Raw genomic sequence first — 25,421 nt, 5'->3', positions numbered from 1 at the left:
CAGGGAGCGGCATGCTGACGGCCGATTGCCTAGGCTTTGGGTCAAGCCTTCAATTCCCCTGAAATGGTCGGGACCAATTCAGCAACCGTGGGATGGATGTGCATGGTACCGGTGAGCGCATCGGCCGTTGCGCCCATCTGGATCATGTCCAGGACGGAGTGAATTGCTTCATCGCCCCCTGGTCCGAGGATCGCCCCGCCAAGGATTGCCCGGGTGTCCGCGTCAACGACGATTTTCATGAGCCCCTGTGTTTCACCCTTTTCAACGGCGCGGCCCACCCGCGTCATCGGGCGTTGGCCGATCAGGACCTTGTGGCCCTTCGCCAGGGCCTGGGCTTCCGACAGCCCGGTCCGGCCCAACGGCGGATCAATGTAGAGACCGTAGCTCATGACGCGGTCCGAGACCTTGCGGTCGCCGCCATCGAGCAGGTTGGACGCGACAATTTCATAGTCATTGTACGAGGTGTGGGTGAACGCGCCCTTCCCGTTGCAGTCTCCCAGGGCCCATATGCCGGGGATGTTGGTTTCCAGGCGATCATTGACCCCAACAAAGCCACGCCCGTCGATCTCCACCCCGGTCTGGTCGAGTCCCAGATCGTCGGTATTTGGTTGGCGGCCAACCGCAAGCAGAATGTGTGAGCAGGAGATTTCGGGTTCGCCGGAAGCGCAGTCCACCCCCACGACGGGTCCGGCATCCGAACGCGAAAAGCGAATGCAATCGGCATTGGTGCGCACCGCGATGCCTTCTGCTTCCAGCACGTCACGGATCGCCTCGGAAATCTCTGCATCTTCCTTGCCGGCCAGATGCGGGCCGCGCTCGATAATGGTCACGCGAGATCCAAAGCGCCGGAACATTTGCGCAAACTCGAGCCCGATATAGCTACCGCCGACAATCGCCAGATGCTGAGGACATTCCTTCAGCCAGAACAGGTCCGAATTGGTCAGTGCCTCGACCTGATCGAGACCGGGGATATCGGGAATGGCGGCACGCGCGCCGACATTGAGAAAGATCTGATCGGCCTCATAGCTGTCGCCCCCCACGCTGATGCGCTTGGGTCCCGTAAAGCGCGCATGACCACGTACCAGCGTCAGCCCGTCCATGCCATCGAGCCAGCTTTCCACGCTGCTGCGGGACTTGGCGCTGATGGCCATGGCCCGGCGCAGCACAGCATTGAAGTCAACTTCTGGGGCCGCCCCGATACTGATCCCGTATTCTCTCGCATGGGCAACCGAATGCGCGGTCTTTGCGCTGGCCACCAAGGCCTTGGTTGGCGTGCAACCCGTGTTGACGCAGGTGCCGCCCACCTGTTCGCGCTCGATCAGCGCAACGGTTTGGCCCGCCGCCGTCAATCGCGCGGCCAAGGGCGGACCGGCTTGACCCGCTCCGATGATGATCGCATCAAAGGTCTTCGTCATGGCACTTGGTCCCCTTATCCGGCGGCTCTTACGGAGCCGCGCTGCGTTGTCATTGCAGGCACAATCAGTGGGGCGCATGCATGGTTGCACGCCTGATCGTATCAAGAACCGCTATTCCAGCGGCTGAACGCCCCGCAGATCTGAGCCAGCAAAGCCAGTATTGCATGTCAAATGTCGAAGGCAGAGGGATGCTGTGCAAGTCCGGGCGGATCGAGGCGACCGACGCCAGGGGCAGCACGGACGCAAAGCCGTAATGCAACACCAGGTTGAGAATGACCGGGATAGAGTCGATCTCAACCAGGGTCAGCCGGTTCCTTTCGGTGTCGTCGAACGTCATGTCCAGCAGCGCGTCGATGCGCAGTCGCAGCCCGCTCCGTGGACTGGGCAAGGCAATCGGCCGGTCCCGCAACGCGGCCGCAATATCGTTGCCCTTTGCTCCCACAACCGCCAGTCCCGACGCCGCTATGGGCGCGCCTTCGAGATCCTCGGGCAATGTCTCGGTATCCAGGAGGACGACGTCGAAAGCACCGCTTTTAAGCCCCCGCAGCAGCTCCTCGGCCGTGGTGGAACTGATGAACAGCGGTTGCCGGGGGTGGGAGGCCGCCCAACCCGCCGTCAACTTTGCCAATTGCCGCGCGATCTCGCTTTCGTAGCCAAGCGGCATGATCGAGCCCAGCCTCACGGTCGTCTGGGCGCGACGAAACCGATCCTCTGAGGTTCTCGATATCTGACCCCAGAGCTGCAACAACCGGCTGCAATCGTCCCAGACCCGTCGGCCCGTTTCCGTCAACACCGTGCCGCCGGTGCCCCGCTCGAGCAGCTTGTGCCCAAGGGCCGTTTCGAGATGAGCCAACTGCCTGGACAATTGCGGCTGTCCCAGCATCAGGGCCCGCGCTGCCTGCCGGATGCTGCCCCGTTCGGCTACCTCGACAAATCGTCCCAGCGCTTGCAGTCTCACCGGAGATGGGAAAGGATCGGTCCCGGCGGCGTAGAGGCAACGTGCTAGGCGGGCCGCTTCGGCGATTGACGGGGCGAGACGATTGGCCTCAAGGGTAAAAGCCAGTCCCGAGCCGGCCCGTTGGCAGAGACTGATCGAAAGCGCGCTTTCGCAGCGCGCCAAAGCGGCGGCGATGCTCGCTGCCGGGCGTCCCGCATGCCGCGCTGCGCCGCGCAGACTACGCTGGTGCAGAACAATATCGACCAAGAGCAAGGTCGAAGTGTCCATCTCGATGCCTCTTTGTTGAGCACATAGCCGCCGTGCCCACAGATAGAACATAGCCTGTTCAGCTTTTGGGATATCCCATGGTTCAAGATTTTCCAATAGCGTCGTCCTTGCAAGGAGACCCGGACGACGTGAACGCGCAAATCGCCATACCGACCGAAACAATCCGGCTTGAAGGCAAGCCGCTCAGCTTTGCTGATTTTGTCCGGATTGGTTCGCGCAGCGCGTTGATCGTGCCGGATGCCGCAGCGCTTGAGCGTGTGCACAAGGCCCGCCAGGTCATGGAAGAAGCCATCAATTCCGGGCAGCCGGTCTATGGGGCCACCACTGGCGTGGGGGCAATGAAAGATGTTTCCTGGTCAGACGACGATCTTGATGCCTTCAGTACCGGCCTGGTACGCGCCCATCACTTCGGCACGGGCAATGCCTTTCCGCTTGAAATCGTCCGCAACGCCCTGGCGATCCGGATCAATATGGCCCTGACCGGACGCGTCGGTTGCACACCGGAGCTGGTTTCGGCCTTCCAAAGGCTGCTTGAGGCGGACGTCATCCCGGTCGTGCGCCGCACCGGCTCGATCGGCTGTGCCGATATTGGATTGATGGGGCAGATCGGCGCTGTGTTGACCGGGGTGGGGGAAGCCTATCACTCCGGCGAGCGTCTGCCCGCTGCCGAAGCCATGGCGCGCGCCGGCCTCAAGCCGTTCAAGCTGGCCCCGCGCGACAGCCTCGCCTCGGTCTCCACCAATGCCGTCGGCTACGCGGCCGCCATCCGAGCCATCCGCCAGGCCGCTACCACGGTGCGCGTTCTGCTGGCCACCGGCCTGACCACGGCCGGAGCGCTGGGCGCCTCCCGCGACCCCTGGAAAGCGGTGGCCCATGTCGGGACCGAGCGGGAAGCCGGCGTCGGGGCCTGGCTCTATTTCAACGCCATGGGCTGGGACTGGCCCACGGGCACCCATGTCCAGGACCCGCTCTCGATCCGCATGATGAGCCAGGTCTTCGCCACCGCCTTCGAGAGTCTTACGGTCGCCGGCCGCACGGTTCTGGCTGCGACGGGCCGCACTGACGACAATCCGGTGGTCGCTGGCGGTCAGGTGCTTACCTCCGGCGGCTCGCTGCCGCTCGATGTCACGGTGTTCCTGCAGACCGCCCAACTGGCGCTGGCCCATGTCGCCCGCAATTCCTTCAATCGTTGCGTACTGCTGGGCAATGGTGGCCGCCGTGACCTGCCGGTCAACCTTGTAGCGCCGGGGGCAATCGCAACCGGGTTCGGACCGGTCATCAAGCTGGCGGGCGAACTGTTCGTGCGCTGCCTGTCGCTTTCCAACGCGATCTCCGCGCAGTCTCTCGTTGTTGCCAATGGTCTTGAGGATGAGGCGGCCTTTCTGCCGCTGGTCGTCGAGCGGTTCGAACGTCAGGCCGGCGCGCTGCGCCGCCTTGCAGCCCTTGAGGGCCTGCTCGCTGCCCAGGCGATGGATATTTCGGGGGACAATCCGGGCAATGTGCCGGGCATGGTCTATGAGCTGGTGCGCCGGCACGCGGCTTTCTATCGTGAGGACCGTCCGCTCTCGGCCGAAGTCGAGGCGGTGGAAGCCGCTCTGGCGTCCGATGACTTTGTTGGCGAACTGATTTCACATTCCGCCATTATGGAGTTGGACGAGTATTTTGCACTCGGCCCACAGACGGGGACTGAAACAACCACTGTCATGAACTGACAGTGCTCACAGGGTAGGGACAGCCGGAAGCTTCCGGCTCACAAAGGAGAGAGTCATGCGCCTAACGAAAACGCTCATGGGTGCGGTCGCCGCACTCGCATTGACCATGACCGCCGCACAGGCACAGGTGGTCGTTTCGTCCAAGATCGACACGGAGGGTGGTGTTCTGGGCAACATCATCAAGCAGGTGCTTGAGGCCAATGACATCCCGGTCGAGGACAGGATCCAGCTTGGCGGCACGCCAATCGTGCGCGAGGCCATCACCGCTGGCGAAATCGACATTTATCCCGAGTACACCGGCAACGCGGCCTTCTTCTTCGAGAAGGCCGACGATCCGCTCTGGAACAATGCCCAGTCGGCCTACGAAGAAGCCAAGAAGCTTGACTACGACGCGAACAAGATTGTCTGGCTGACCCCGTCGCCCGCCAACAACACCTGGGCTGTGGCCGTTCGTCAGGACCTGGCCGATGCCAATGGCCTCGATAATTTTTCCCAGTTCGGTGAATACGTGTCCGGCGGTGGCGAGGTGGTGCTTGCCGCCTCGGCCGAATTCGTCAATTCTCCGGCCGCACTGCCCAAGTTCCAGGAAGTCTATGGCTTCACCCTCTCGCCAGACCAGTTGATCACCCTTTCGGGTGGCGACACCGCGGCCACCATCGCGGCAGCGGCCCAGGGCACCAATGGCGCCAACGCCGCAATGGTCTACGGCACTGACGGCGGTATTGCCCCCTCTGGCCTCAAAGTTCTGGAAGACGACAAGGGCGTGCAGCCGGTCTACCAGCCCGCGCCGATCATCCGCGAAGAGGTGCTCAATGAGTACCCGCAGATCGAAGAACTGCTTGCGCCGGTCTTCGAGGCGCTGAGCCTGGAAACGCTGCAGGACCTGAACGGCCGGGTGCAGGTCGGCGGGGAAGCGGCTTCGGCTGTGGCCACCGACTTCCTGACAACCAACGGATTTCTGAGCTAAAGCCCGGCCCTTCGCCGCTGGCGGAGGCCACGCATATCGGGGTGGCGGCGGCCTGTGTCCGTCACCCCAAAGGCTGCGGCCCGCCTCGATACCTGGGTCGATGAAACAGCGTCCCGGAGACGCGACGCCCACCATCATCAGCGAGGGGGCCCATGACGACCGTCGACACTACGCGCCAAAGCCGCGCCGCCTGGCCCGTTTTTGATAAGCTCGGACTGCTGATCGCCCTGATCGCCTTTGCCGGCGCCGTCTTTCCCTTTGCCGTGTTCCGCGCCAATCGTATTGTCCTGGGCGAAGGGCTGCTGGCCTCATCCGCCCTCCCTCTCCCCTTGGCGATCCTGCTCGGCCTTGTCGCCCTCATCGGGGTCGGGACGATGCTCCTGCGCGTCAACCCTCTCATCAAGCTCGGAATTGGTTTGCTGGCGCTGGCCACCCTGTTCGTCCTGATCGGCCAGGCGGCGACATTTCTGACGCCGCCTGACAACACTTTCGCACGGGTATCGCCCGGCGCCGGGTTCTGGCTTCTGACCTTTGCCTTTGCGCTGATGGTCACCGACGCTCTTACGCGGCTCAAATTCGGGCCATGGCAACGCATCGGCATCCTCGCCGTGGTCGGGATGGCGACGGCGGCGCTGCTCTGGAGCGGGGCCTGGAACGATCTATCGATCCTCAAGGAATTCGCCAATCGCGCGCCGGCCTTCTGGGCCGAGGCCCGCACCCATCTGCTTCTGGCCTTCGGGTCGGTCGCTATCGCCATTTTTGCCGGTGTGCCACTGGGCATCCTGCTCTACCGGGTCAAGCCGCTGCGCGCCGCAGTGCTCAACACCCTCAATATCGTCCAGACCATCCCATCGATCGCCCTTTTCGGGCTGCTGATCGCGCCGCTGGCCTGGGTGGCCGCCAATGTGCCGGGCGCTTCGGCCATCGGCATCTCGGGCATCGGCGTCGCTCCCGCCATGGTTGCGCTCTTTGCCTATTCGCTGCTGCCCATCGTCTCCAACACGGTGGTGGGCCTCGTCAACGTGCCCGAGGCCGCCAATGACGCGGCGCGGGGCATGGGCATGACCAATCGCCAGCGCCTGTTCTCCGTGGAACTGCCGCTGGCCTTTCCCGTGATCCTCACCGGTATTCGCATCGTGCTGGTCCAGAATATCGGCCTTGCCACCATCGCCGCGCTGATCGGCGGCGGCGGCTTTGGCGTCTTCGTCTTCCAGGGCATTGGCCAGACCGCCATGGATCTGGTGCTGCTCGGCGCCGTCCCCACCGTCGCCCTGGCCTTCGCCGCTGCAGTGGTCCTCGATGCCTTTGTCGAAATGGTCAGCACCAGGGAGCGTGCCCAATGATCGAAATTCAGGAGCTGACCAAGGTCTATGGCCAGACGACGGTGGTCGACAGGGTTTCCCTGACCATCGGCGCGGGTGAACTCTGCGCCATTGTGGGCACCTCCGGTTCGGGCAAGACCACGCTGATGCGCATGGTCAACCGGCTGGTCGAGCCGACCTCTGGCAAAGTGCTGATTGACGGACAGGATACGCGCGAGGTTCCCGCCTATGAACTGCGCCGCCGCATCGGCTACGCCATTCAGGGCCATGGCCTGTTTCCCCACCGCACCGTGGGACAGAATATCGGCACGGTTCCGCATCTGCTTGCTTGGGACAAGTCCCGCATTGCCAATCGGGTAGACGAACTGCTTTCGCTGTTTCAACTCGACCCGGGTCAATTCCGTGACCGCATGCCCAATGAACTCTCGGGCGGGCAGCAGCAGCGCGTCGGCGTGGCGCGTGCCCTGGCCGCCGAGCCCAATATCCTGCTGATGGATGAACCCTTTGGCGCGCTTGACCCGGTCATCCGCTCCAAGGCTCAGGATGACCTGCTCGCCATCCAGAAGCGGTTCAACACCACAGTGGTGCTGGTGACCCACGACATGGAAGAGGCCATCCATTTGGGCTCTCGCATCGCTGTCATGGATGGCGGCAAGCTGCTGCAATACGCGGCTCCCGAAGAGATCATTGCCAATCCGGCCACCGATTTCGTCGCCGAACTCATTGGAGGGGACCGGCCCTTCCGCATGCTCTCGCTGGCGAAAGTGCTTTCCCTGGTTGAACCTGGCGAAGCTGCGGGCGATCCGATCTCCGCTGGCGCCAGCCTCCGCGAAGCCTATGCCGAATGCCTCTGGTCCGGTCGCGAGGCCTTGCCGGTCATCGAAGACGGCAAGCTGATTGGTCGCATCAGCCGAAACGACCTGGCCAAGTGCGCCGCGAGGCCGAAATGAGCACTGGCCTTGTCATCCGCCTCCTCGTCCTTGCCTTGCTGGTGGCTTTCCTGGTCAGCCCCGAGAGCTTTGCCTTTGTCTTCGAGCCGCTGACCAAGAACAATCAGCCGGTCATCTACAATCAGGGCAGCCTGCTCGACCTGACACTCAATCACCTTTTGATCGTTGCCATTGCGACAGCACTGGCCACCACGGTCGCCGTCGGCCTCGCCATTCTGGTAACGCGTCCCTTTGGCGCTGAATTCCTGCCATTGTCACGCAGTCTCGCCAATGTCGGACAAACCTTTCCGCCGGTGGCCGTATTGGCGCTGGCCGTCCCCATGCTCGGTTTCGGTACCGCGCCCACTCTGGTGGCCCTGTTTCTCTATGGCCTCCTGCCGATCTTCGAAAACACCCTGACCGGCCTCACGGGCCTTCCGCCCACGGTCACCGAGGCCGCCCGGGGCATGGGCATGACCGGCAGGCAGCGCCTGGTCCGCGTCGAACTGCCCTTGGCCCTGCCGGTTATTCTTGCCGGCATACGCCTTTCCACGGTGATTTCACTGGCCACAGCCACCATCGGTTCCACTGTCGCGGCGCGCACGCTCGGCGAAGTCATCATCGCCGGGCTTTTGTCCAGCAACACCGCCTTCGTCCTGCAGGGGGGGCTCATCGTGGGTGCGCTCGCCGTGCTGATCTATGACGGCCTCTCGGCCATTGAGCGGGCGCTGACCCGCCGCACCGGCCAGGGCGCTCGCGCCAACGCCTGACTACGGAAAGATCTGGATATGTCCGACTTCGACCTCAGCCTCACCGGCACCATCATCCTCCCGGACCGCGTCATCGAGCGCGGCTATGTTGCGGCGCGCGATGGCAAGGTCGCTTTGGTCGGTGACGGCATAGGCCCAGAGGCCCGCGAGCGACATGATCTCGGCAAAGCCATGATCCTGCCCGGCGCCATCGACGCCCAGACCCATTCGCTTAGTCAACGAGATCAGGAAGACTTTATCTGGTCGACCCGCTCTGCGGCGGCCGGCGGTGTTACCACCATCGTCGACATGCCCTATGACGAGGGAAACCTGGTCTGCTCGGCCGAAGCGGTCCGCATCAAGGTCGACCACGCCAGCCCCCAGGCCCGCGTCGATTTTGCTCTCTACGGCACCATCAATCCCGAAGAAGGCCCCTCGCGCATCGCCGAACAGGCCGCAGCGGGCGTTGCCGCCTTCAAATTCTCGACCTTCGGCACCGATCCGATCCGCTTTCCGCGCATCCCACCTGCTTTGCTCGAAGAGTGCTTTGCCGCCGTCGCCAAAACCGGCCTCACAGCGGGTGTCCACAATGAGGACGATGAAATGGTTCGCGCCGCCATGGCCAGGGTCAAGGCCGCCGGGATCACCGACTATCGCGCCCATGGCCTCAGCCGCCCGCCGCTGACCGAACTGCTGGCCTCGCTGCAGATCTACGAAACGGGCGCCCAAACTGGCTGTCCCGCCCACGTCGTGCATTGTTCCCTGGCACGCGGTTACGAGATCGCCCGCACCTACCGCGACCAGGGTTTCGCCGCCACCATCGAGTGCTGCATTCACTATCTGACCCTGGATGAGGAAAACGACGTCGCCCGGCTCGGCGGCAAGGCCAAGATCAATCCCCCAATCCGCCCGCGCGCCGAAGTGGAAAAACTCTGGCAGCATGTCGCAGCCGGCAACGTCACCCTGATTTCAACCGATCACGTCAGCTGGTCCGAGGATCGCAAGACCAATCCGGACATGCTCGCCAACGCTTCGGGCGTTCCCGGCCTCGAGGTCATGGTGCCGCTGTTCATCAAGGGGGCCCTGGACCATGGCGTGCCCCTGACCTGGGCCGCCAAACTGATGGCCGAAAACCCCGCCCGCCACTTCCGCCTCGACCACGTCAAGGGCGCGCTGGAGGTCGGCAAGGACGCCGATATCACCGTTCTGGTCGACCGCCGCCAGGTTTATGACGCCGCCCGCAGCGGTCATAACGTCGTCGGCTGGAGCCCCTATAACGGCACCGAACTGCCCTGGACGGTCGCCGGCACTTGGTTGCGTGGCCAGCAGGTGTTTGATGGAACAGATGTTTTGTCGGCGCCCGGAACCGGCCGCTTCGTGCGGCCCGAGACACGCGCATGACCCGCAATTTGCCCACCAGCGCCGCGCGTATCGACGAAGACATTTCGGCCCTCGCCGCAATCACCGAGCCCGGACGCCCCTATACCCGCCGCGCCTTCACGCCGATGTTCCTTAAAGGGCGCGAATGGCTCGCCCGCCGCTTCGAGGCCGCCGGTCTCACTGTGCACATCGACGCCGCCGGCAATCTCGTAGGCTCGCGAAAGGGCCGGGAACCTGGCCTTGGTACTATCATGCTGGGTTCGCACTCCGACACGGTTCCCGACGGTGGGCGCTATGACGGCATCGCGGGGGTATCCGCCGCCCTGGAGGTGGCACGTGCCCTCAAGGACCAGGGCATAACACTCGACCACAATCTTGAAATCGTTGACTTTCTCGCCGAGGAGGTCTCCATTTTCGGCGTGTCCTGCGTTGGCAGTCGCGGCATCTCCGGGACACGTCCCGACGAATGGCTCAGCCGCGAAAGCGCTGGTCTTACGCTTGCCGATGCCATAGCCGAAGTCGGCGGCAACGCGGCCGCTCAGCGAACACGTAGCGACATCGCCGCGTTTCTGGAACTCCACATCGAACAGGGACCGGTGCTGGAAAGCGGGGGGCTCGACGTCGGTGTCGTCACCGCCATCGCCGGGATCACCCGCATCGAAATCGTGGTCGAGGGGCGCGCTGATCATGCCGGCACCACACCCATGGGCAGCCGCAAGGACGCTCTATCCGCAGCGGCCTGGATCGCGCTGGCGGTCGAGCGCTTTGCCACCGATCTGGCGGCGGGCGAATACCACTTCGCGGCCACGGTCGGCGAATTCCGCGTGGAACCCAATGCCGCCAATGTAGTGCCCTCGCGCGTCACCATGCTCATCGATGCCCGCGTCGAACGCCGCGCCGACATGGAGCATTTTCTCGTTGAACTGCGCGACGGAGTGGCCGGCATCGCTGCCCAAACCGGCGTCACCGTGCCGGAGCCGCGCGTCCTTTCGGACAATATGCCGACGCCCTGCGATGCCGATGTCCTCACTGCGCTCGACAACGCGTGCGACGCCAACGGCGCCCGCCATCGCCGCATGTCCTCCGGGGCCGGACATGACACAGCCTGGATGGCGCGCATCACCAAGGCCGCCATGATCTTCGTGCCTTGTGTCGAGGGCCGTAGCCACGCACCCGAAGAATCCGCCAGCGCCGAGGACATCGCGCTTGGTGCCGCCGTGCTGCTCGACGCGGTGCAGCGGCTCGATAAAGACTTGCAGGAGACAGCATGATGGGACGCATCCTTACCGAGAATGACGTGGAAGCGGCCGTCAAGGGCGGCTCGGTCTATGCGGCAGGCGGCGGCGGCTGGGCCGATCACGGCCGTATGCTGGGCTATGCGGCGGTCTCGATCGGCAAGCCCGAACTGGTCTCGGTGGAGGAAATGGTCGACAACGACTGGATCGCAACCGCGGCTGCCATCGGCGCACCGGCCTCGACCACCCCCTGGGAGATGCGTGGCGTCGACTATATCAAGGCCGTGCAACTGCTCCAGGACGCGCTGGGCGAGAAACTGGCCGGCCTGATGGTCGGGCAGAATGGCAAGTCCTCAACGCTCAATGGCTGGCTGCCCTCGGCCGCGCTGGGACTTAAGGTTGTCGATGCGGTGGGCGACATCCGCGCGCACCCGACCGGTGACATGGGCTCAATCGGCTTGGCCGGTTCGCCCGAACCGATGATCCAGACCGCTGTGGGCGGCAATCGGGGCGAGAACCGCTATATCGAGCTGGTCACCCGCGGCGCCACCGCCAAGGTGTCCCCGATCCTGCGCACCGCTGCCGATATGTCGGGTGGCTTTATCGCGTCCTGCCGCAATCCGGTGCGCGCCAGCTATGTCCGCCAGCATGCGGCCCTTGGTGGCATTTCGCTGGCGCTCAAATTGGGCGAGGCCATCATCGCTGCCGAAGGGAAGGGCGGCAGTGCGATCATCGACGCCATCGTCAAGACCACCGGCGGGGCCATTCTGGTTGAAGGCAAGATCATCAGGAAAGCAGTGACCTATACCAGTGAGGCCTTCGACGTCGGGACGGTCACGCTCGAAAATGGCGCCGTTCTGCATGTGATGAACGAATATATGGCCGTCGACGATCGCAATGGCCTCCGCCAGGCGACCTTTCCAGATGTCATCACCACGCTTTCGAGCGAGGGTGAGCCGCTAAGCGTCGGGCAGCTTGAGGAGGGCATGCCGATCTTCGTCCTGCACGTCCCCAAATCCATCATCCCGCTATCCTCTAGCGTGCTCGACCCCGCCGTCTATCCGCATGTCGAAAAGACCATGGGCATCGACCTGGCGTCCTACGCCCTGTGCAAGGAGGGCTGAATATGCCGACCCCCAATCCCCGCCATCCCCGGTTTCCCATTCCCCGCGGCAACGAAATGCGCGCACGCGGTTGGCGCCAGGAAGCGCTGCTGCGCCTTCTCGAAAACGTGCTCAGCGTTGGGGAAGATCCGGACAATCTTGTTGTCTATGCCGCGCTCGGCAAGGCTGCACGCAATTGGGCCAGCCACGATGCCATCGTGCATGCGCTCAAGAACATGGACGAGGATCAAACGCTGATCATTCAGTCGGGCAAGCCGATTGGCCTCGTCAAAACCCACGCCAAGGCGCCGCTGGTCATCATGGCTAACTGCAACATCGTCGGGCAGTGGGCCAGGGCAGAGGTGTTCTACGAGTTGGAACGCAAGGGCCTGATCTGCTGGGGCGGTTTGACCGCCGGTGCCTGGCAGTACATCGGCAGCCAGGGCGTCATCCAGGGCACCTATGAGATTTTCATGCGGATTGCCGAAAACCGCTTTGACGGTGATCTCGCGGGCCGATTTATCCTGACGGCAGGGCTTGGCGGCATGGGCGGGGCGCAGCCCCTGGCAGGCCGCATGGCAGGGGCCGCAATTCTCTGCGTCGATATCGACCCCGAGCGCGCGGCCAAGCGCAAGGAAATCGGCTATCTCGAAGAGATTGCACCGGACCTCGACGCAGCGCTCGAAATGATCGCGGCTGCGGTCAAAGACAAGCGCGCGACGTCCGTTGGCCTGGTCGGAAACGCTGCCGATATCTATCCAGAGATTGCCCGGCGCGGCATCACACCTGACATTGTCACCGACCAGACCTCGGCCCATGACCTGGTCTATGGCTATGTGCCCAAGAACTATTCGCTCGAGCAGGTGCGCGAGATGCGCAAGTCCAATCCTGCCGAATTGATGGCCGCCAGCCGTGCGTCCATTGTCGACCACGTCACCGCCATGCTGGAATTCCAGAAGCATGGTGCCGAGGTGTTCGACAACGGCAATCTGATCCGTACCCACGCAAAGGATGGAGGGGTCGAGAACGCCTTCGATATCCGCATCTTCACCGAGGCCTATCTGCGACCGCTGTTTGCGCGTGCCATCGGCCCCTTCCGCTGGATGGCGCAATCGGGTGATCCCGAAGACATCCGTAAGATCGATGACCGCCTGCTGCAGATGTTCCCGGACAATCGCATCGTCACCAACTGGATTCAGTTGGCACGACGCCACGTTCCATTCGAAGGGTTGCCATCGCGCATCGCCTGGCTTGGTCACGGCGAGCGCACCGAACTGGCGCTGGAAGTCAACGACATGGTGCAAAAGGGCGAACTAGCCGGCCCGGTCACCTTCAGCCGCGATCACCTCGACGCCGGCGCCATGGCCCACCCCAACATCATGACCGAGCGCATGAAAGACGGCTCGGACGCCATTGCCGACTGGCCCATTCTCGACGCCATGCTACTCTGCTCTTCCATGGCAGACCTGGTCGTTGTTCACTCGGGAGGAGGGGGCTATGCCGGTTACATGACCTCGGCCGGCGTCACCGTCGTGGCTGATGGCACGGACGCCGGTGCCGAGAGGCTGTCTCTTGCCCTCAGCAACGACACCGCCCTTGGCGTCATGCGCTACGCCGACGCCGGCTATGAAGAGAGCCTGGACGAGATCAAGCGCAAGTCGATCGGACATATCGATTTGACCTGACCAGAATGGTGCCGACTTCGCCAATGGGCAGCGCCGCACCCATTGACGTGCTCCCCGATTTTGCACCACCCGGCTGGGGGATTTCCCGGGGGTAGCACTTACGGCGGACCGGATGCGCCGTAGGCATTCATGAGCGCTATCAGCGGTTTGTCGCCGATGGCGCTGTGAGGTCGGACCTCGTTGAACTAAGACCCGCCTGAACTGGCCTAAGGTCAGATAGCGGCGCGTCTGCCCGGCTGCTGCACTTTCGAGCGCTTGTTCACGTACAGGTCGGTGTCCGCCTGATGGAGCAATTCATCGGCTGTTCGCGCCGTAGTGGGGAACCCGGCAATTCCAAGCGAGCATCCCACCGAAAGCAGGTTACCATAGACCCCCACCGGAGTGGTGATGATGTCATAGACGCGTCGCATGATTTGGTCGGTTGAGATAGAGTCAAGGCGGATCAGCACGCCGAACTCATCACCACCCAAACGGGAGATCACGATGTTCTCGCCGCACAGTTCTTTGAGGCGCCCCCCAATGCTGGCAAGCAGGTGATCACCAGCGGGGTGGCCATAGCGGTCATTGATGGGTTTGAACTTGTCGAGATCGAGCAGCGCCAAAGTGAATTGGGCACCCTCTTGATCAATCCAACTGTGCAATTCGGAAAAGAAGTATCGGCGGTTGGTCAGCTCTGTCAGCGCATCGGTATTGGCGAGCCGCTCATTCTCGACGTTGAGCTTTTCCACCTCCAGATGGCGGGCGATGATCTCGTTTTGCGAGCGGATCATTGTCGTGAATGTGTCAAAGGCGCGGAACAGTACCTTCATCATCACCAGTGCCACCAGCGCCACATTGAGAGAGATACCTAGAAATACCAGTTCAACCTCGGCAAGGGCGTAGTACCCGACGTAGATAGGGGCGACCAAAACTACGATCGAAGTGGCTGCCTGAGGCAAATGCATCAGGCAGAACATGCTACAGATGACCGTAGTGGCGATGAAAATGGCCGAATAGGAATGCTCGAGGGCGGTGCCATAATCGTCGAGCAGCATGGCCCAGCCAATGAACAGCACCGCAAGCACACCTGAGAGCCAGATGGTGCGGCGCAGGTGGCGCAGAACATCTTGATTGGAAATTTCCGCGGTGCGCAGACGCAACCAAAAGGGAATGCGGGACAGGCAGACCACGGCGACACATGTAAACGTAACCCAGGTCATCCAAATTGGTGCGAGACTCGAATAGGTCCAGGTCAGCAGCGCGGCATTGGCGATAAGCAGGCTATAGAGCAGCGGCAGATGGTTCTGCAGTTCCCGCAACTGTGCGCGCGCAACGCTGGGTTCTGGGTTAGCCAGTACAAGCCAATGGATGAGTCTGCGCATGTCACGTTGTCTCCCAGCCTGGATTGTAGGGAGCAGCGATTAAAGCGAGCTTACGCCAGCGCGGCACAAGCGTGGAAACGCCTCAAGGGATCGGGTCAGTCTGCTACCAATTTGAGAGAGGCTAAACGATGGATCAAGCCGTAGACAGGCGCAGCCCTATAGTCGGAGGCGCGCTGATATTCACGGTTGAATTCCTCGCCTTGTTTGTTGCACTCCTGAGTGCTGAAATTGCCTTTGCCCATATAGGCCTCCTTGCCTCAAAATTAGGGAAGAAGGCGTTTACAAATCTAGGGGCTCTTCAGGTCCAACGTCTGGGAAGCAAGGCAGACGCAAGTCTACTCCCCAAACGTCGTCCAACCCCACCACCAGCGCACGAGTGTCGTCACGAAGGCAAGCGCTGCAAACCCGGCGGCGAGAACTGGAAACAGGCCCGGGAACAAGCAGATCAGCGCGAACAGAGCTATCGTTTCGGCGCCTTCGGTTATGCCGCCCAAATAATAGAAGCCCTTCTTTGGCATCTTCAGCGAGCTGAGCCCCCTGCGTTGCGCCACTACGGCAAAGGCCAGAAAACTCGATCCGGTGCCCACAAAGGAGAACAGCAAGAGCGATCCCGCCAGCCCGTTGGCTACGGGGTCAGCCAGCACAAAAGCAAAAGGGATGGCGGCGTAAAAGAAAAAGTCGAGCGCAATGTCGAGAAAGGCTCCCTGATCGGTGGGACCGGCCAGACGCGCCACCGCACCATCAAGCCCGTCTAGTAGCCTGTTCAGTGCGATCAAAAGCAGGCCAAGCAGAAATTGGCCACTCGCAATTGCCGGAACGGCAGCGACTCCTATCGCGAAGCCTATGAGGGTGATGCGGTTCGCCGTAGCGCCCCGCGCGTGCAGCCAGCCGGCCGGATGACGCAGCAGTTTTTCCTGCATTGGGATAATACGGCTGTCGAGCACGCGATACCATTTCCTCTTGCCGAACGGGCCGGACCGGCTGATCCGGCTCTTGTCTTGTTACAATCTGGATGCCCGTTTGTAACCTTCGCTCACCGAGAAGCGAATGATGAACAAAGCGGGTTGTGATCTCTGGCTGAAGTGGCCGAGCGATCGCGGATCACCGGTGGCGCACCAGGTAAGCCCGGGGGCTGCGCGACGCGTTCTTCGCCGCCGATATCGGGCGGGGCGTGTGTTTGGGGCAAGGATACAGGCATTGGCGGGAGTTCTGGGGCGCTTTGTGAACAGGGCCAATGCGGCGCACCCTGTTCACAAAGTGGCGCGCCGCTGCACCCATCACGGACCAAGAGCCGTAGACCAAGTGTGCTTCACCACCATCAGCGAATTGGAAAGCCTGAGTTAGACATGAACAACGCCATGGTCTTGTCCGAACCCGTCATCAGGTTTGGTTCTTTTGTCCTTATCTTCGGGTTGCTCGCGGTCATCGAGCTGACCCATCCACGCCTTGAGCGCCCCGAAATGCTGGCAGCTCTCAAGACGCGACGGTGGATGACCAATATCGGTATTCTGGTGCTCTCTTCGGTCTGCCTGCGCATAGTATTTCCCGCAGCTGCTGTGGGCACGGCGCTGTGGGCTGAAAGCCAGGGTCTGGGAATATTCAATCAGTTCGGCATCCCGGTGTGGATGGCAGGGATTGCCGCCATTATCGCGCTGGATTTTGCGGTGTGGCTCGAGCATCTACTGAGCCACAAGATCCCCATTCTGTGGCGCATTCACCGCATGCATCACGCCGATACCGGATTTGACGTTACCACTGCGCTGCGTTTCCACCCGCTCGAGATCGTACTGTCCATGGTCTGGAAAGCCGCCGTGGTGGTGGCACTCGGTGCCCCCGCATGGTCCGTACTGGTTTTTGAAGTGCTCCTGAATGGCGTGTCCATGTTCAACCACGCCAATATCAACCTGCCGGCCAAAATTGATCGCTTGGTGCGTCTGCTGGTCGTCACCCCCGACATGCACCGCGTTCATCACTCTACCGACCGACGAGAGACTGACAGCAACTATGGTTTCAACCTGGCCATCTGGGACCGGCTTTTCGCCACCTATACGGATCGACCAGCCAAAGGACATCGGGACATGAATATCGGGCTCGAAGCCTATCGCGGCATCGGGCCGGCACGCCTGGGGTGGTCGCTGCTGCTGCCATTCAGGAGACGCTGACATGCCGCAGAGCGATCGATTGGCCCAACTGCTGAGCGCCCTCAGGCGCTTTGCGCCTTTGGGCGTCATCCTGATCGTGCTGGCAACTGGCCTGTTTATGGGCTGGCATCAATACCTCACGCTGGACTATCTGGCCGACGCCCGCGCTGCGCTCAAATCTACTGCCGCCGGCTATGGCTGGCTGGCGGCTTTGGCCTATGTCTGCGTCTATGCGGTTGCAGTCTCCGTCGCTTTTCCCGCGACATGGTTGCTCACCCTGGCCGGCGGCTTCCTTTATGGCGTATGGATTGGCGGCCTGCTTGCGGCATTGGGTGCGACCATCGGCGCTACCGTCTTGTTCTGGGCCGCGCAAACGGCCTTTGGCGAAGGCCTGCGCTCGCGCGTGGCGGGCTTTGCCGGCAAGGTTGCCCGCGGCTTTGAGGCCAATGCCTTTAGCTATCTGCTGGCCTTGCGGCTCGCGCCTGTCTTTCCGTTCTCGGCGATCAATATCCTGCCTGCGCTCTTCAAGGTGCCGCTCCCGACCTATGTCGGGGCGACACTGCTCGGCATCCTGCCCGGCGTACTCGTCTACGCTTCCATTGGACAGGGTCTTGAAACCATTCTGGCCGAAGCGGCTGCGTCGGACCGTCCAGTTGGCGTGGGCGATTTGGTGACACCCGGGATAACACTGGGACTACTGGGGCTTGCGGTTCTGGCGGCGATTGCACCGGTCGCCGGTTTGCTCCGCAAACGAGGGGCGGAGCGCGAGTCCTGACTGTTTCCCGATACGGATATCAATCTCCAACCGAGCCAAAGCAATGTCAGCACATTCAACTTATGAAGCCCTCTCCTGTGATGTCTGCATCATCGGTGCTGGATCCGCCGGCCTGAGTGCCGCGGCCGGAGCCGCACAGCTCGGCGCCAAGGTTGTCCTCATCGAGCGCGCTGCCATGGGCGGGGATTGCCTCAATACCGGCTGCGTCCCCTCCAAATCGCTGATCGCTTCGGCGCATGCGGCACACACGTTCACCGCGTCGATGCGACTGGGGGTGGGCGAGGCCCTTGCCCCGAAAATCGATTTTGAGGCGATCCACCGTCATATTCATGGCGTGATCAGCGAAATCGCCCCGCATGACAGTGTCGAGCGATTTCAGGGCATGGGCGTCAAGGTCTTAAGGGAAGGGGCGCGTTTCGTCAGTTCGAATGAACTGATCGCGGGCCGGTATCGCATCCAGGCGCGCCGTTTTGTCGTGGCGACCGGGTCAAGAGCGGTCGTGCCCCCGGTGCCTGGATTGCGCGAATTGGAGCCGTTGACCAATGAGACTGTGTTTGACCTCGTTGAGCGTCCGGATCATCTCCTTATCGTTGGAGGCGGGCCGATAGGGCTCGAAATGGCGCAAGCGTTCCGGCGCCTTGGTTCTGCCGTCACGATCGTCGATGTGGCCCAGATCCTGCCCCGTGACGAACCCGAGGCCGCTGACCTGATCCGGGGCGTTCTGCGCAAGGAGGGCACAACGCTTTTCGAGAATGCCAAACTGATCGATCCACAGCGGCACGACACAGGTATTAGCGCGACCATCGAAACGGCTGCGGGCCGACACGAGCTCGGCGCCAGCCATATTCTGGTGGCGGCTGGTCGCGAGGCCAATGTTCAGGACATGGGCCTGGAGCTGGCGGGGATCGACTTCGACGAGAAGGGGATTAAGGTCGACGACCGGCTAAGAACAAGCAACGCTCGCATCTTTGCCATCGGCGATGTGGCCGGCGGACCGCAGTTCACCCATATTGCCGGCTATCATGCTGGCATCTTTGTTCGCAATGCGATGTTCGGCCTGCCGGCCAAGGTGGACTATGCTGCCCTGCCTTGGGTGACCTATCTTGACCCGGAAGTCGCCCATGTCGGCCTGACAGAGGCTGAGGCACGCAAGAGGCATGGCGAATTGCATGTTATCCTCGAGCGCATGGACGACAATGATCGTGCGCAGACCGAACGCCGCACCGAAGGGTTCATCAAGCTGATCTTGACGCGCAGGGGCAGGGTGCTTGGCGTCACGATCGTGGCACCTCATGCCGGCGAAATGATCAGCCTCTGGGGGTTGGTGATCTCCGAAAAGATCAAGCTTTCCGCGGTTGCCTCGATGATCGCGCCCTATCCAACCCTCTCGGAGCTCTCCAAGCGCGCGGCCAGCGCCTATTACAAGCCCAAGCTGTTCGGACGCCTGTCCAGGGCATGGGTCGGATTGGTGCAAAAGCTCCTGCCTTGAACGTCAGGGTTCAATCTAACGTCAGGGTTCAATCTGTTGCAGGAGTTTTGCCACCATCGGCAGAACACCAGCCACTATGACCGCGACACCTTCTGCGTTGGGATGGCGCCGGTCTGCCTGGTTGAGCGCCGGATCCAGCGCGACGCCTTCAAGAAAGAAGGGGTAGAGCAACGTATCGTGCTCATTTGCCAGCTCGGGGTAAATGCTGTCAAACGCTGCAACATAGTCGCTGCCCAACCCACGATTGGCCATCATGCCCATGAGCAGGACTGGTGCTTCCAGCGTCTCGAGCCGCTCCAGAATGGCCTTGAGGTTGGCCCGTGCCTGGACAGGCGGGAGACCCTGCAGCATATCGTTGGCACCAAGCGCGAGGATAACCGCATCAGGCCGAACACCCAGGCTCCAGTCCAGGCGCGCCAATCCATCGGCCGTGGTGTCGCCCGAAACACTGGCGTTGACCAGCTTCGCCTCGATCCCCCCTTTTTCCAAAGCCGCCTGCAACTGCCCTTCAAAGCTGTCCTCTGCCGAAAGCCCGAGGCCCGCCATGAGGGAATCGCCGTAGAGAAGAATGGTCGGCTCATCGGCCGACACAGCATGCACCGATGCCGAAATCGTTCCGATCAGAGCCATTGCGCCAATCGCGCGCTGCCACCATTTTGTTCGCATCACACGCGTCACCGCTCTCGTTTGGACCACGTCCCGGCTTTGCACCATGATTGACACCATCGCCCGTACGCGGGACATGAACCTGCACCTTAAATCAGGCGGTAGCGCGCTTCATATCCTCCGGTCTATCACGTTTGAGATAAAGGCGGGCGAGGTGGTTTCTGTTGTCGGGCCTTCGGGCAGCGGCAAGACCAGCCTGTTGATGGTCCTGGGGGGGCTTGAGCGCGCCAGCAGCGGGCTGGTCTGCATCGGGGGCACCGACCTCACGGGGTTGGACGAAGACAAGCTCGCCGATATGCGCCGTGAAAACATCGGTATTCTGTTCCAGAACTTCCACCTCATCCCTTCCATGACGGCGCTCGAAAACGTTGCCCTTGCCCTCGAGATCGCCTTCGAGGATCTGCCGGTGACCGAGATCAGGTCGCGCGCCAGGGCCGCACTTGCAGAGGTCGGGCTGGCCGCCCGCGAGACCCATCTGCCTAGTGCCCTTTCTGGCGGAGAGCAGCAAAGAGTGGGTCTGGCCCGTGCCATTGTGACCCGCCCCAGACTTCTCCTGGCTGACGAACCGACTGGCAACCTCGACCAGGAAACGGCGGCGTCCGCGATTGAGCTGCTGTTCACCCTCGCGCGGCGCAACAATATGTCCGTGCTGCTGATCACTCACGACAATGGCCTTGCAAGTCGGGCGGATCGGCACCTGCGTATGGACCACGGAGAGTTGCGCGAGCTGGAGGCCGCCATTTGATGAGGCGGCTTCGGAGCTGGTGGCGCGTTGCACTGATCGATCTGCGTGGCAGCGCCCGGAGGTTCATCATCTTGATCGCCTGTCTCGCCTTGGGCGTGGCCGCGATTGGGACAGTAAGCTCGGTGCGCAGCAGCGTCGAAGCTGCCATCGCGCGCGATGCGAGGCTCATTTTGGGAGGTGACCTGGAATTGCGTGCCCAGCGCAGCGACGTCAGCCCTTCAGTGGTCGCCGCGCTCAGGGCTTTGGGGCAGGTCAGTCGGGAGGTTGAGCTCAACTCCCAGGCGTTGGCGGATGACAAGAGTGCCTTTCTCTCGCTGCGCGCGGTGACGGATGCCTATCCACTGGTGGGGGAAGTCACTTTGGCCCAAGGCGCCCGGCCTGGAGACCTTGCAGAGCTTCTGGCTGAACGCGATGGCCGATTTGGCCTGCTGCTCTCGCCACAGGCAGTATTGCGCCTCGATGCAAACATCGGCGAAATCATCCGCATCGGCACGCTCGATGTCGAACTGCGCGGCATTATCCAGGCGCTGCCCGACCAGGCCACAGCCGGCTTCCAACTCGGTGCGCCCGCCCTTATTGCCAGCGACGCCTTGGCGCCTGCGGGCTTGCGCGAAGAAGGGGTGCTCAGTCAGTTCCGCTATAAGGTCTTGCTCGACGACGGCGATTTCGATGCTGCGCGGAGTACGCTGGACGCTGCCTTCCCCGACGGAGATTGGCGGATCAGGTCGCCCCGTCAGGCCACGGCGACGATAGCGCGGTTTATCGACGTTTTCGGCAATTTCATGCTGCTGGTGGCGCTCTCGTCCATGGCCGTGGGCGGCCTCGGCGCGGCAAATGCCGTGGCTGCCTATGTCGGCGAAAGCCAGGCGGCCATTGCCACAATGCGGTCTCTGGGCGCCAAAGGCGGCCGGATCCTGTTCCACTTCATGGTGCAAATTGCTCTACTCTCCCTTGTGGCAATTGCAGTCGGCATCGTGATCGTTGCCGCAGCAACGCTCGCACTGCTGCCCGCGCTCTCCGATCTCATCGGCATCAGCCTCCCACCGGCGCTCGACCTGCGCGCCATGCTGGTCGCCGGCGGGATCGGCCTGGTCACGGCGCTGCTCTTTTCCTGGGTGCCTTTACTGCAGGCCCGCGCGGTGCGGCCCGCCCTGCTGTTTCGCGCGGGGTCGAGCAGCGCCTTGGCGGGTCTTGGCTGGAGGCCCATGACCAAGCCCGGTGTTCTCCTGCCGCTGCTGGCGGGGCTCGCCGTGCTTTTTGGCCTGACCCTGCTCGTCGCCAACGATCCACGGCTGGTGGCCATGTACTTCCTCGGGTCGCTTGTCGCGTTTGCCCTGCTTCGCCTCGCAGCGAGCCTATTGCGGCACTTGCTTGCCAAGGCACCAGCTCCTGGTCGCCGCATGTGGCGTCAGGCGGTCTCGGCGATCATCCGCCCCGGCGCACCCACCACGACCGTCATGGTCTCGATGGGTATGGGCCTGTCGCTGCTGCTGCTGATCGTGACCACCCAGTCCAATATCAATGACCAGATCGCCACTGAAGTCGGCGCCGAAGCGCCCGATTTCGTGCTCATGGATATGGATCGGAGCACGCTGGCCACACTGGAGACCGTCGTCGCGCAAATGCCCGAGGTCCAGACACTGACGGTCATTCCCATGTTGCGCGGTATCATATCCGAATTGAACGGGAATCCGGCACCATCGAGCGACGCGGTGGCGAGCGACGTTGCGGATATGTTTCGGGGTGATACGGCTCTGACCTGGTCGTCTGTCGTGCCGGCAGGGACGGTGATCGACGAAGGCGCGTGGTGGCCAAACAACTATACCGGCGACCCGCTCGTGTCTCTCAGCACAGAAATGCGGGACGCACTCGAACTTGAATTGGGTGACACGATCACCCTCTCGATTGCCGGACGGCCACTTGAATTGAGCATTGCCAGCTTCCGAACGGTCGACTGGCGTAGCCCGGATTTCAATTTCCGCATCATCGTCTCGCCAGGCCTGATCGAGACGGCGCCGCAATCCTATTTCGGGACCATCAAGGCCGCGCCAGGCACAGCGGCGGCAGTAGAAGCCCATCTGATCAGGGCACTACCGACACTGACCTTCGTGCCGGTGGGCGACGCTTTGGCACGGGTGCAGGTCGTCTTCGACGGCTTGGTCAGTGCCATAGCGCTGGTCAGCAGTACGGCTGTATTTGCTGGCGTATTGGTACTGGCTGGCGCTCTGAGCGTTGGCCGTCAGCAGAGAGAGGCCGATGCGGTGGTCATGAAGGTACTTGGGGCAAGGCGAGGCTTCGTCATCATGACCTTTCTCATGGAATACGCCTTGTTGGGCGCGGCTGCTGCGCTTCCATCCGGCATCATCGCGTTGTCCGGCGCATGGGCGGCTTCGACCTATCTGCTCGACATCGGCTTCGCCTTCCAGCCGCTGCAATTGGCTCTATTGGCAGCTGGCGTCATCGTGATCACGACCGCGACAGGCGCTGTCACTACCTGGTCTGCCATGTCGAGCAGGCCTGCAGGCCGCTTGCGGGAAGACAGCTAGGACCGGCTTTTGCGGCAGTTTGGAACACTTTTGGCTGCACAACGGCATAGACGGGTGCTCCGTTCACATTGAGCGCCGTACCAGACGCGAGTTGAGGAGTTCGCCGCGCTCGCTCAATATTGCATAGGCGATGCCACAGATGAGCGAGTTTATCCGCCTTAGCGATCGCACAGTCTCCAGATGCAATTCGCTGGTCTCGAAACTGTTGGTATTGCCTGAGCGCAGCCGCGAGAAATGGCCGCCCATGCTCTGGCGCTCCAGAACGCCGACTGCATCCTTCTCGGCTACCAGCTGGCGCGCCGAGTCCACATCCTCCGAAACCAGCACGTTGAGCGCCAGTTGCAAATTGCTCATGACCCTTGCATGCAGGTCGATCAGTTCTCCCCAACCCTCGGACGAAAACGTCAGGCGTCGTTCTTGCAGTTGGTCAGCTACGCGCAGCAACTGCCGCACAATCACATCGGCAGCCTGTTCCAGACTGACGGCATAGTTGCTGAGGTCGGAAGCGCGTCGCGACTGTCCGGCATCCATGCTGTCCCAGTCGAGTTGCGCCAGGAACAGTTTTATCGAGGAATTCGAACGATCAACCTCTGGCTCTAGCGCCTTGATCCGGCGGATAGAAACCTTGTCATCGGTCCTCAGAATTTCAATGGCAGGCTGAAGCATGACTTCAACCAGTTCGCTCATGCGCAGTAGCTCCCGCATGGCGCTGGCCAGTGCGACGTCCACATTGCCCTGATGCTTTCCTGCCAGCGCGGTCTGGCGAAAGCGGGTGACGTCAGCAGTATCGGTGGTGGCCGGCTCTTGGATTGTGCGTTGCAGTAGACCTGCCAAGGGGGCAGCAAGAGGTAGTCCCAGCACAAGTACGGCGAGGTTGAAGGTGATATGGAGCAGGCTCGCCTGTTGCCCCACATCGCTCAAGAGGACCGGCAGAACCGGAAACACAAGCTGGATCAGGATCAGGCAAATCACAGCACCGCCGCCGCGCAATATCACTGCGCCGACGGCAATGCGGCGGGCGCGTGCATCACCGCCCCGCGTCATTCCCAGGGCGATCAGCGTCCCACCCAGGTTTGCGCCGAGGATCAGCGAAGCTGCAATTTCGAATGGGATTATTCCCGCGGCCCCGAAGGTGATGATCACCAATACGCTGGCCACAGAAGAGTATGAAAGCCAGGTGACGGCGGCAGCCAAAAGGAACCCGGTCCAGGGGTCGCCGCGAAGATAACCGATGGCGGCTTCCAGTAGTTCACTGTCGCGCCAGGGGGTTGTCGCTTGAGAGACCATTTCAAGCGAGAGCAGAACGAAGGCCACACCCAGAATCATGCGTCCCAACTGCTTGGTCTGACGTGAATTGCCGCGCAGGAACAGTGTGCCGCCCAGGATGATCAGTGGCGCCTGCAGCATGGAAAGGTCAAAGGACAGAATGCTGGCCACAATGGCTGAGCCAAAATAGGCGCCCAGGACCAAAGCCAGACCCGTGGCTCCCGCCAGCAATCCGCCCGAAGCAAAGCCGGTTGCCAGGGTGGCAACCGCAGTGGAGCTCTGCAATGCGATCGCCATGGCCGCCCCCACCAGCGCGGCCGAAAAAGCGTTCTTCTCCGCTCTAGCCAGAGTGCGTTTGAGCTGGGCCGAATAGGCCCGTTCGACGGCGGTGCGCACCATGCGAACCGCCCAAAGAAGGAGCACGATTGCCGCTACCAAATGCACGATGATGAAATACATGAACTCGTCTGTTTCCCTCCCGCCCCGGCATTGAGGGACGAACATGCATCATGTTCACACGAACATGGTCTTCGCAATACATCTGCTTCAATGGTGACGAGAGAAGCCGGGACCGCGACAGAACATTTATGTGGTATGTGGCTCGCCGACGGAGAGCTCCCTGGCTGGTGAATTGCGCTCCGTATGTTCATGTGAACATTTTTCGGTTGCAAAAGCTCTTCCGGTCGTTACGAATTCCTCTTCGTCCTGAG

Annotated in this window: 21 protein-coding genes; 14 read left to right on the top strand and 7 right to left on the bottom strand. The window is 62.0% G+C overall.

Going from position 1 to position 25,421, the window contains the following annotated elements; translation table 11 throughout:
* Positions 1-41: 41 nt before the first annotated feature.
* Together ACE4RL_RS14665 and ACE4RL_RS14660 are read right to left on the bottom strand one after the other, a co-directional pair.
* On the bottom strand, positions 42-1,415 hold the full coding sequence (locus ACE4RL_RS14665; RefSeq protein ID WP_375597847.1) for an FAD-containing oxidoreductase: 1,374 nt from the start codon (positions 1,413-1,415) through the stop codon (positions 42-44).
* A gap of 64 nt (positions 1,416-1,479) precedes the next feature.
* On the bottom strand, positions 1,480-2,640 hold the full coding sequence (locus tag ACE4RL_RS14660) for a LysR family transcriptional regulator (RefSeq protein WP_375597846.1): 1,161 nt from the start codon (positions 2,638-2,640) through the stop codon (positions 1,480-1,482).
* A 128-nt stretch (positions 2,641-2,768) separates the two neighbouring features.
* On the opposite strand from ACE4RL_RS14660, the gene ACE4RL_RS14655 reads away from it, so the two are divergent.
* From ACE4RL_RS14655 to ACE4RL_RS14615, 9 genes are all read left to right on the top strand, one after another.
* A complete protein-coding gene (locus ACE4RL_RS14655; RefSeq protein ID WP_375597845.1) occupies positions 2,769-4,352 on the top strand; it encodes an aromatic amino acid lyase in 1,584 nt (527 codons plus the stop codon).
* Between the two features lie 55 nt (positions 4,353-4,407).
* On the top strand, positions 4,408-5,319 hold the full coding sequence (locus ACE4RL_RS14650; protein WP_375597844.1) for an ABC transporter substrate-binding protein: 912 nt from the start codon (positions 4,408-4,410) through the stop codon (positions 5,317-5,319).
* Positions 5,320-5,471: 152 nt separating this feature from the next.
* Positions 5,472-6,662: an ABC transporter permease gene (locus tag ACE4RL_RS14645; RefSeq protein ID WP_375597843.1), complete on the top strand. Its 1,191-nt coding sequence runs from the start codon at positions 5,472-5,474 to the stop codon at positions 6,660-6,662.
* Complete coding sequence (locus ACE4RL_RS14640) at positions 6,659-7,591, top strand: ABC transporter ATP-binding protein (RefSeq protein WP_375597842.1); 933 nt, start codon at positions 6,659-6,661, stop codon at positions 7,589-7,591. Before ACE4RL_RS14645 ends, ACE4RL_RS14640 begins: the two co-directional genes overlap by 4 nt.
* The gene (locus tag ACE4RL_RS14635; RefSeq protein WP_375597841.1) at positions 7,588-8,340 is read left to right on the top strand and encodes an ABC transporter permease; all 753 of its coding nucleotides are present in this window, start codon (positions 7,588-7,590) and stop codon (positions 8,338-8,340) included. Before ACE4RL_RS14640 ends, ACE4RL_RS14635 begins: the two co-directional genes overlap by 4 nt.
* A gap of 18 nt (positions 8,341-8,358) precedes the next feature.
* Complete coding sequence (locus ACE4RL_RS14630) at positions 8,359-9,720, top strand: dihydroorotase family protein (protein WP_375597840.1); 1,362 nt, start codon at positions 8,359-8,361, stop codon at positions 9,718-9,720.
* Positions 9,717-10,970, top strand: coding sequence for a Zn-dependent hydrolase (locus tag ACE4RL_RS14625; protein WP_375597839.1), 1,254 nt, complete (start codon positions 9,717-9,719; stop codon positions 10,968-10,970). Before ACE4RL_RS14630 ends, ACE4RL_RS14625 begins: the two co-directional genes overlap by 4 nt.
* Positions 10,970-12,058 (top strand): DUF917 domain-containing protein, encoded by a 1,089-nt coding sequence (locus ACE4RL_RS14620; protein WP_375600291.1) that lies wholly within the window; start codon positions 10,970-10,972, stop codon positions 12,056-12,058. Before ACE4RL_RS14625 ends, ACE4RL_RS14620 begins: the two co-directional genes overlap by 1 nt.
* A 2-nt stretch (positions 12,059-12,060) precedes the next feature.
* On the top strand, positions 12,061-13,722 hold the full coding sequence (locus ACE4RL_RS14615) for a urocanate hydratase (protein ID WP_375597838.1): 1,662 nt from the start codon (positions 12,061-12,063) through the stop codon (positions 13,720-13,722).
* Between the two features lie 212 nt (positions 13,723-13,934).
* Here ACE4RL_RS14615 and ACE4RL_RS14610 read toward each other — a convergent pair whose 3' ends face one another.
* The 3 genes from ACE4RL_RS14610 to ACE4RL_RS14600 all read right to left on the bottom strand — a co-directional run bounded on the left by ACE4RL_RS14610 (position 13,935) and on the right by ACE4RL_RS14600 (position 16,027).
* Complete coding sequence (locus tag ACE4RL_RS14610; protein ID WP_375597837.1) at positions 13,935-15,083, bottom strand: diguanylate cyclase domain-containing protein; 1,149 nt, start codon at positions 15,081-15,083, stop codon at positions 13,935-13,937.
* A gap of 95 nt (positions 15,084-15,178) precedes the next feature.
* Positions 15,179-15,325 (bottom strand): hypothetical protein, encoded by a 147-nt coding sequence (locus ACE4RL_RS14605; RefSeq protein WP_375597836.1) that lies wholly within the window; start codon positions 15,323-15,325, stop codon positions 15,179-15,181.
* Positions 15,326-15,418: 93 nt separating this feature from the next.
* Positions 15,419-16,027 (bottom strand): CDP-alcohol phosphatidyltransferase family protein, encoded by a 609-nt coding sequence (locus ACE4RL_RS14600; protein WP_375597835.1) that lies wholly within the window; start codon positions 16,025-16,027, stop codon positions 15,419-15,421.
* Positions 16,028-16,429: 402 nt separating this feature from the next.
* On the opposite strand from ACE4RL_RS14600, the gene ACE4RL_RS14595 reads away from it, so the two are divergent.
* The 3 genes from ACE4RL_RS14595 to ACE4RL_RS14585 are packed head-to-tail and all read left to right on the top strand — an operon-like array spanning position 16,430 to position 19,488.
* Entirely contained in the window at positions 16,430-17,245 is an 816-nt protein-coding gene (locus ACE4RL_RS14595) for a sterol desaturase family protein (RefSeq protein WP_375597834.1), read from the top strand.
* A 1-nt stretch (position 17,246) separates the two neighbouring features.
* On the top strand, positions 17,247-17,999 hold the full coding sequence (locus tag ACE4RL_RS14590) for a TVP38/TMEM64 family protein (protein WP_375597833.1): 753 nt from the start codon (positions 17,247-17,249) through the stop codon (positions 17,997-17,999).
* Between the two features lie 43 nt (positions 18,000-18,042).
* Complete coding sequence (locus ACE4RL_RS14585) at positions 18,043-19,488, top strand: dihydrolipoyl dehydrogenase family protein (protein WP_375597832.1); 1,446 nt, start codon at positions 18,043-18,045, stop codon at positions 19,486-19,488.
* Positions 19,489-19,509: 21 nt separating this feature from the next.
* Here the strand turns inward: ACE4RL_RS14585 and ACE4RL_RS14580 are convergent, their stop codons facing one another.
* Complete coding sequence (locus ACE4RL_RS14580; protein WP_375597831.1) at positions 19,510-20,118, bottom strand: arylesterase; 609 nt, start codon at positions 20,116-20,118, stop codon at positions 19,510-19,512.
* Positions 20,119-20,200: 82 nt separating this feature from the next.
* Between ACE4RL_RS14580 and ACE4RL_RS14575 the strand changes: the two genes are divergently transcribed.
* Together ACE4RL_RS14575 and ACE4RL_RS14570 are read left to right on the top strand one after the other, a co-directional pair.
* Positions 20,201-20,899 carry an ABC transporter ATP-binding protein gene (locus ACE4RL_RS14575; protein ID WP_375597830.1) on the top strand — a complete coding sequence of 233 codons (699 nt, stop codon included), beginning with the start codon at positions 20,201-20,203 and terminating at the stop codon, positions 20,897-20,899.
* Entirely contained in the window at positions 20,899-23,445 is a 2,547-nt protein-coding gene (locus ACE4RL_RS14570; RefSeq protein ID WP_375597829.1) for an ABC transporter permease, read from the top strand. The genes ACE4RL_RS14575 and ACE4RL_RS14570 overlap by 1 nt, the downstream gene beginning before the upstream one ends.
* A gap of 63 nt (positions 23,446-23,508) precedes the next feature.
* Here the strand turns inward: ACE4RL_RS14570 and ACE4RL_RS14565 are convergent, their stop codons facing one another.
* Positions 23,509-25,170: a Na/Pi cotransporter family protein gene (locus ACE4RL_RS14565; protein ID WP_375597828.1), complete on the bottom strand. Its 1,662-nt coding sequence runs from the start codon at positions 25,168-25,170 to the stop codon at positions 23,509-23,511.
* Positions 25,171-25,421: the final 251 nt, after the last annotated feature.

Source organism: Devosia polycyclovorans (assembly GCF_042181575.1).
Lineage (GTDB): Bacteria > Pseudomonadota > Alphaproteobacteria > Rhizobiales > Devosiaceae > Devosia > Devosia polycyclovorans.
This window is presented reverse-complemented; position numbering and strand designations above follow the sequence as displayed.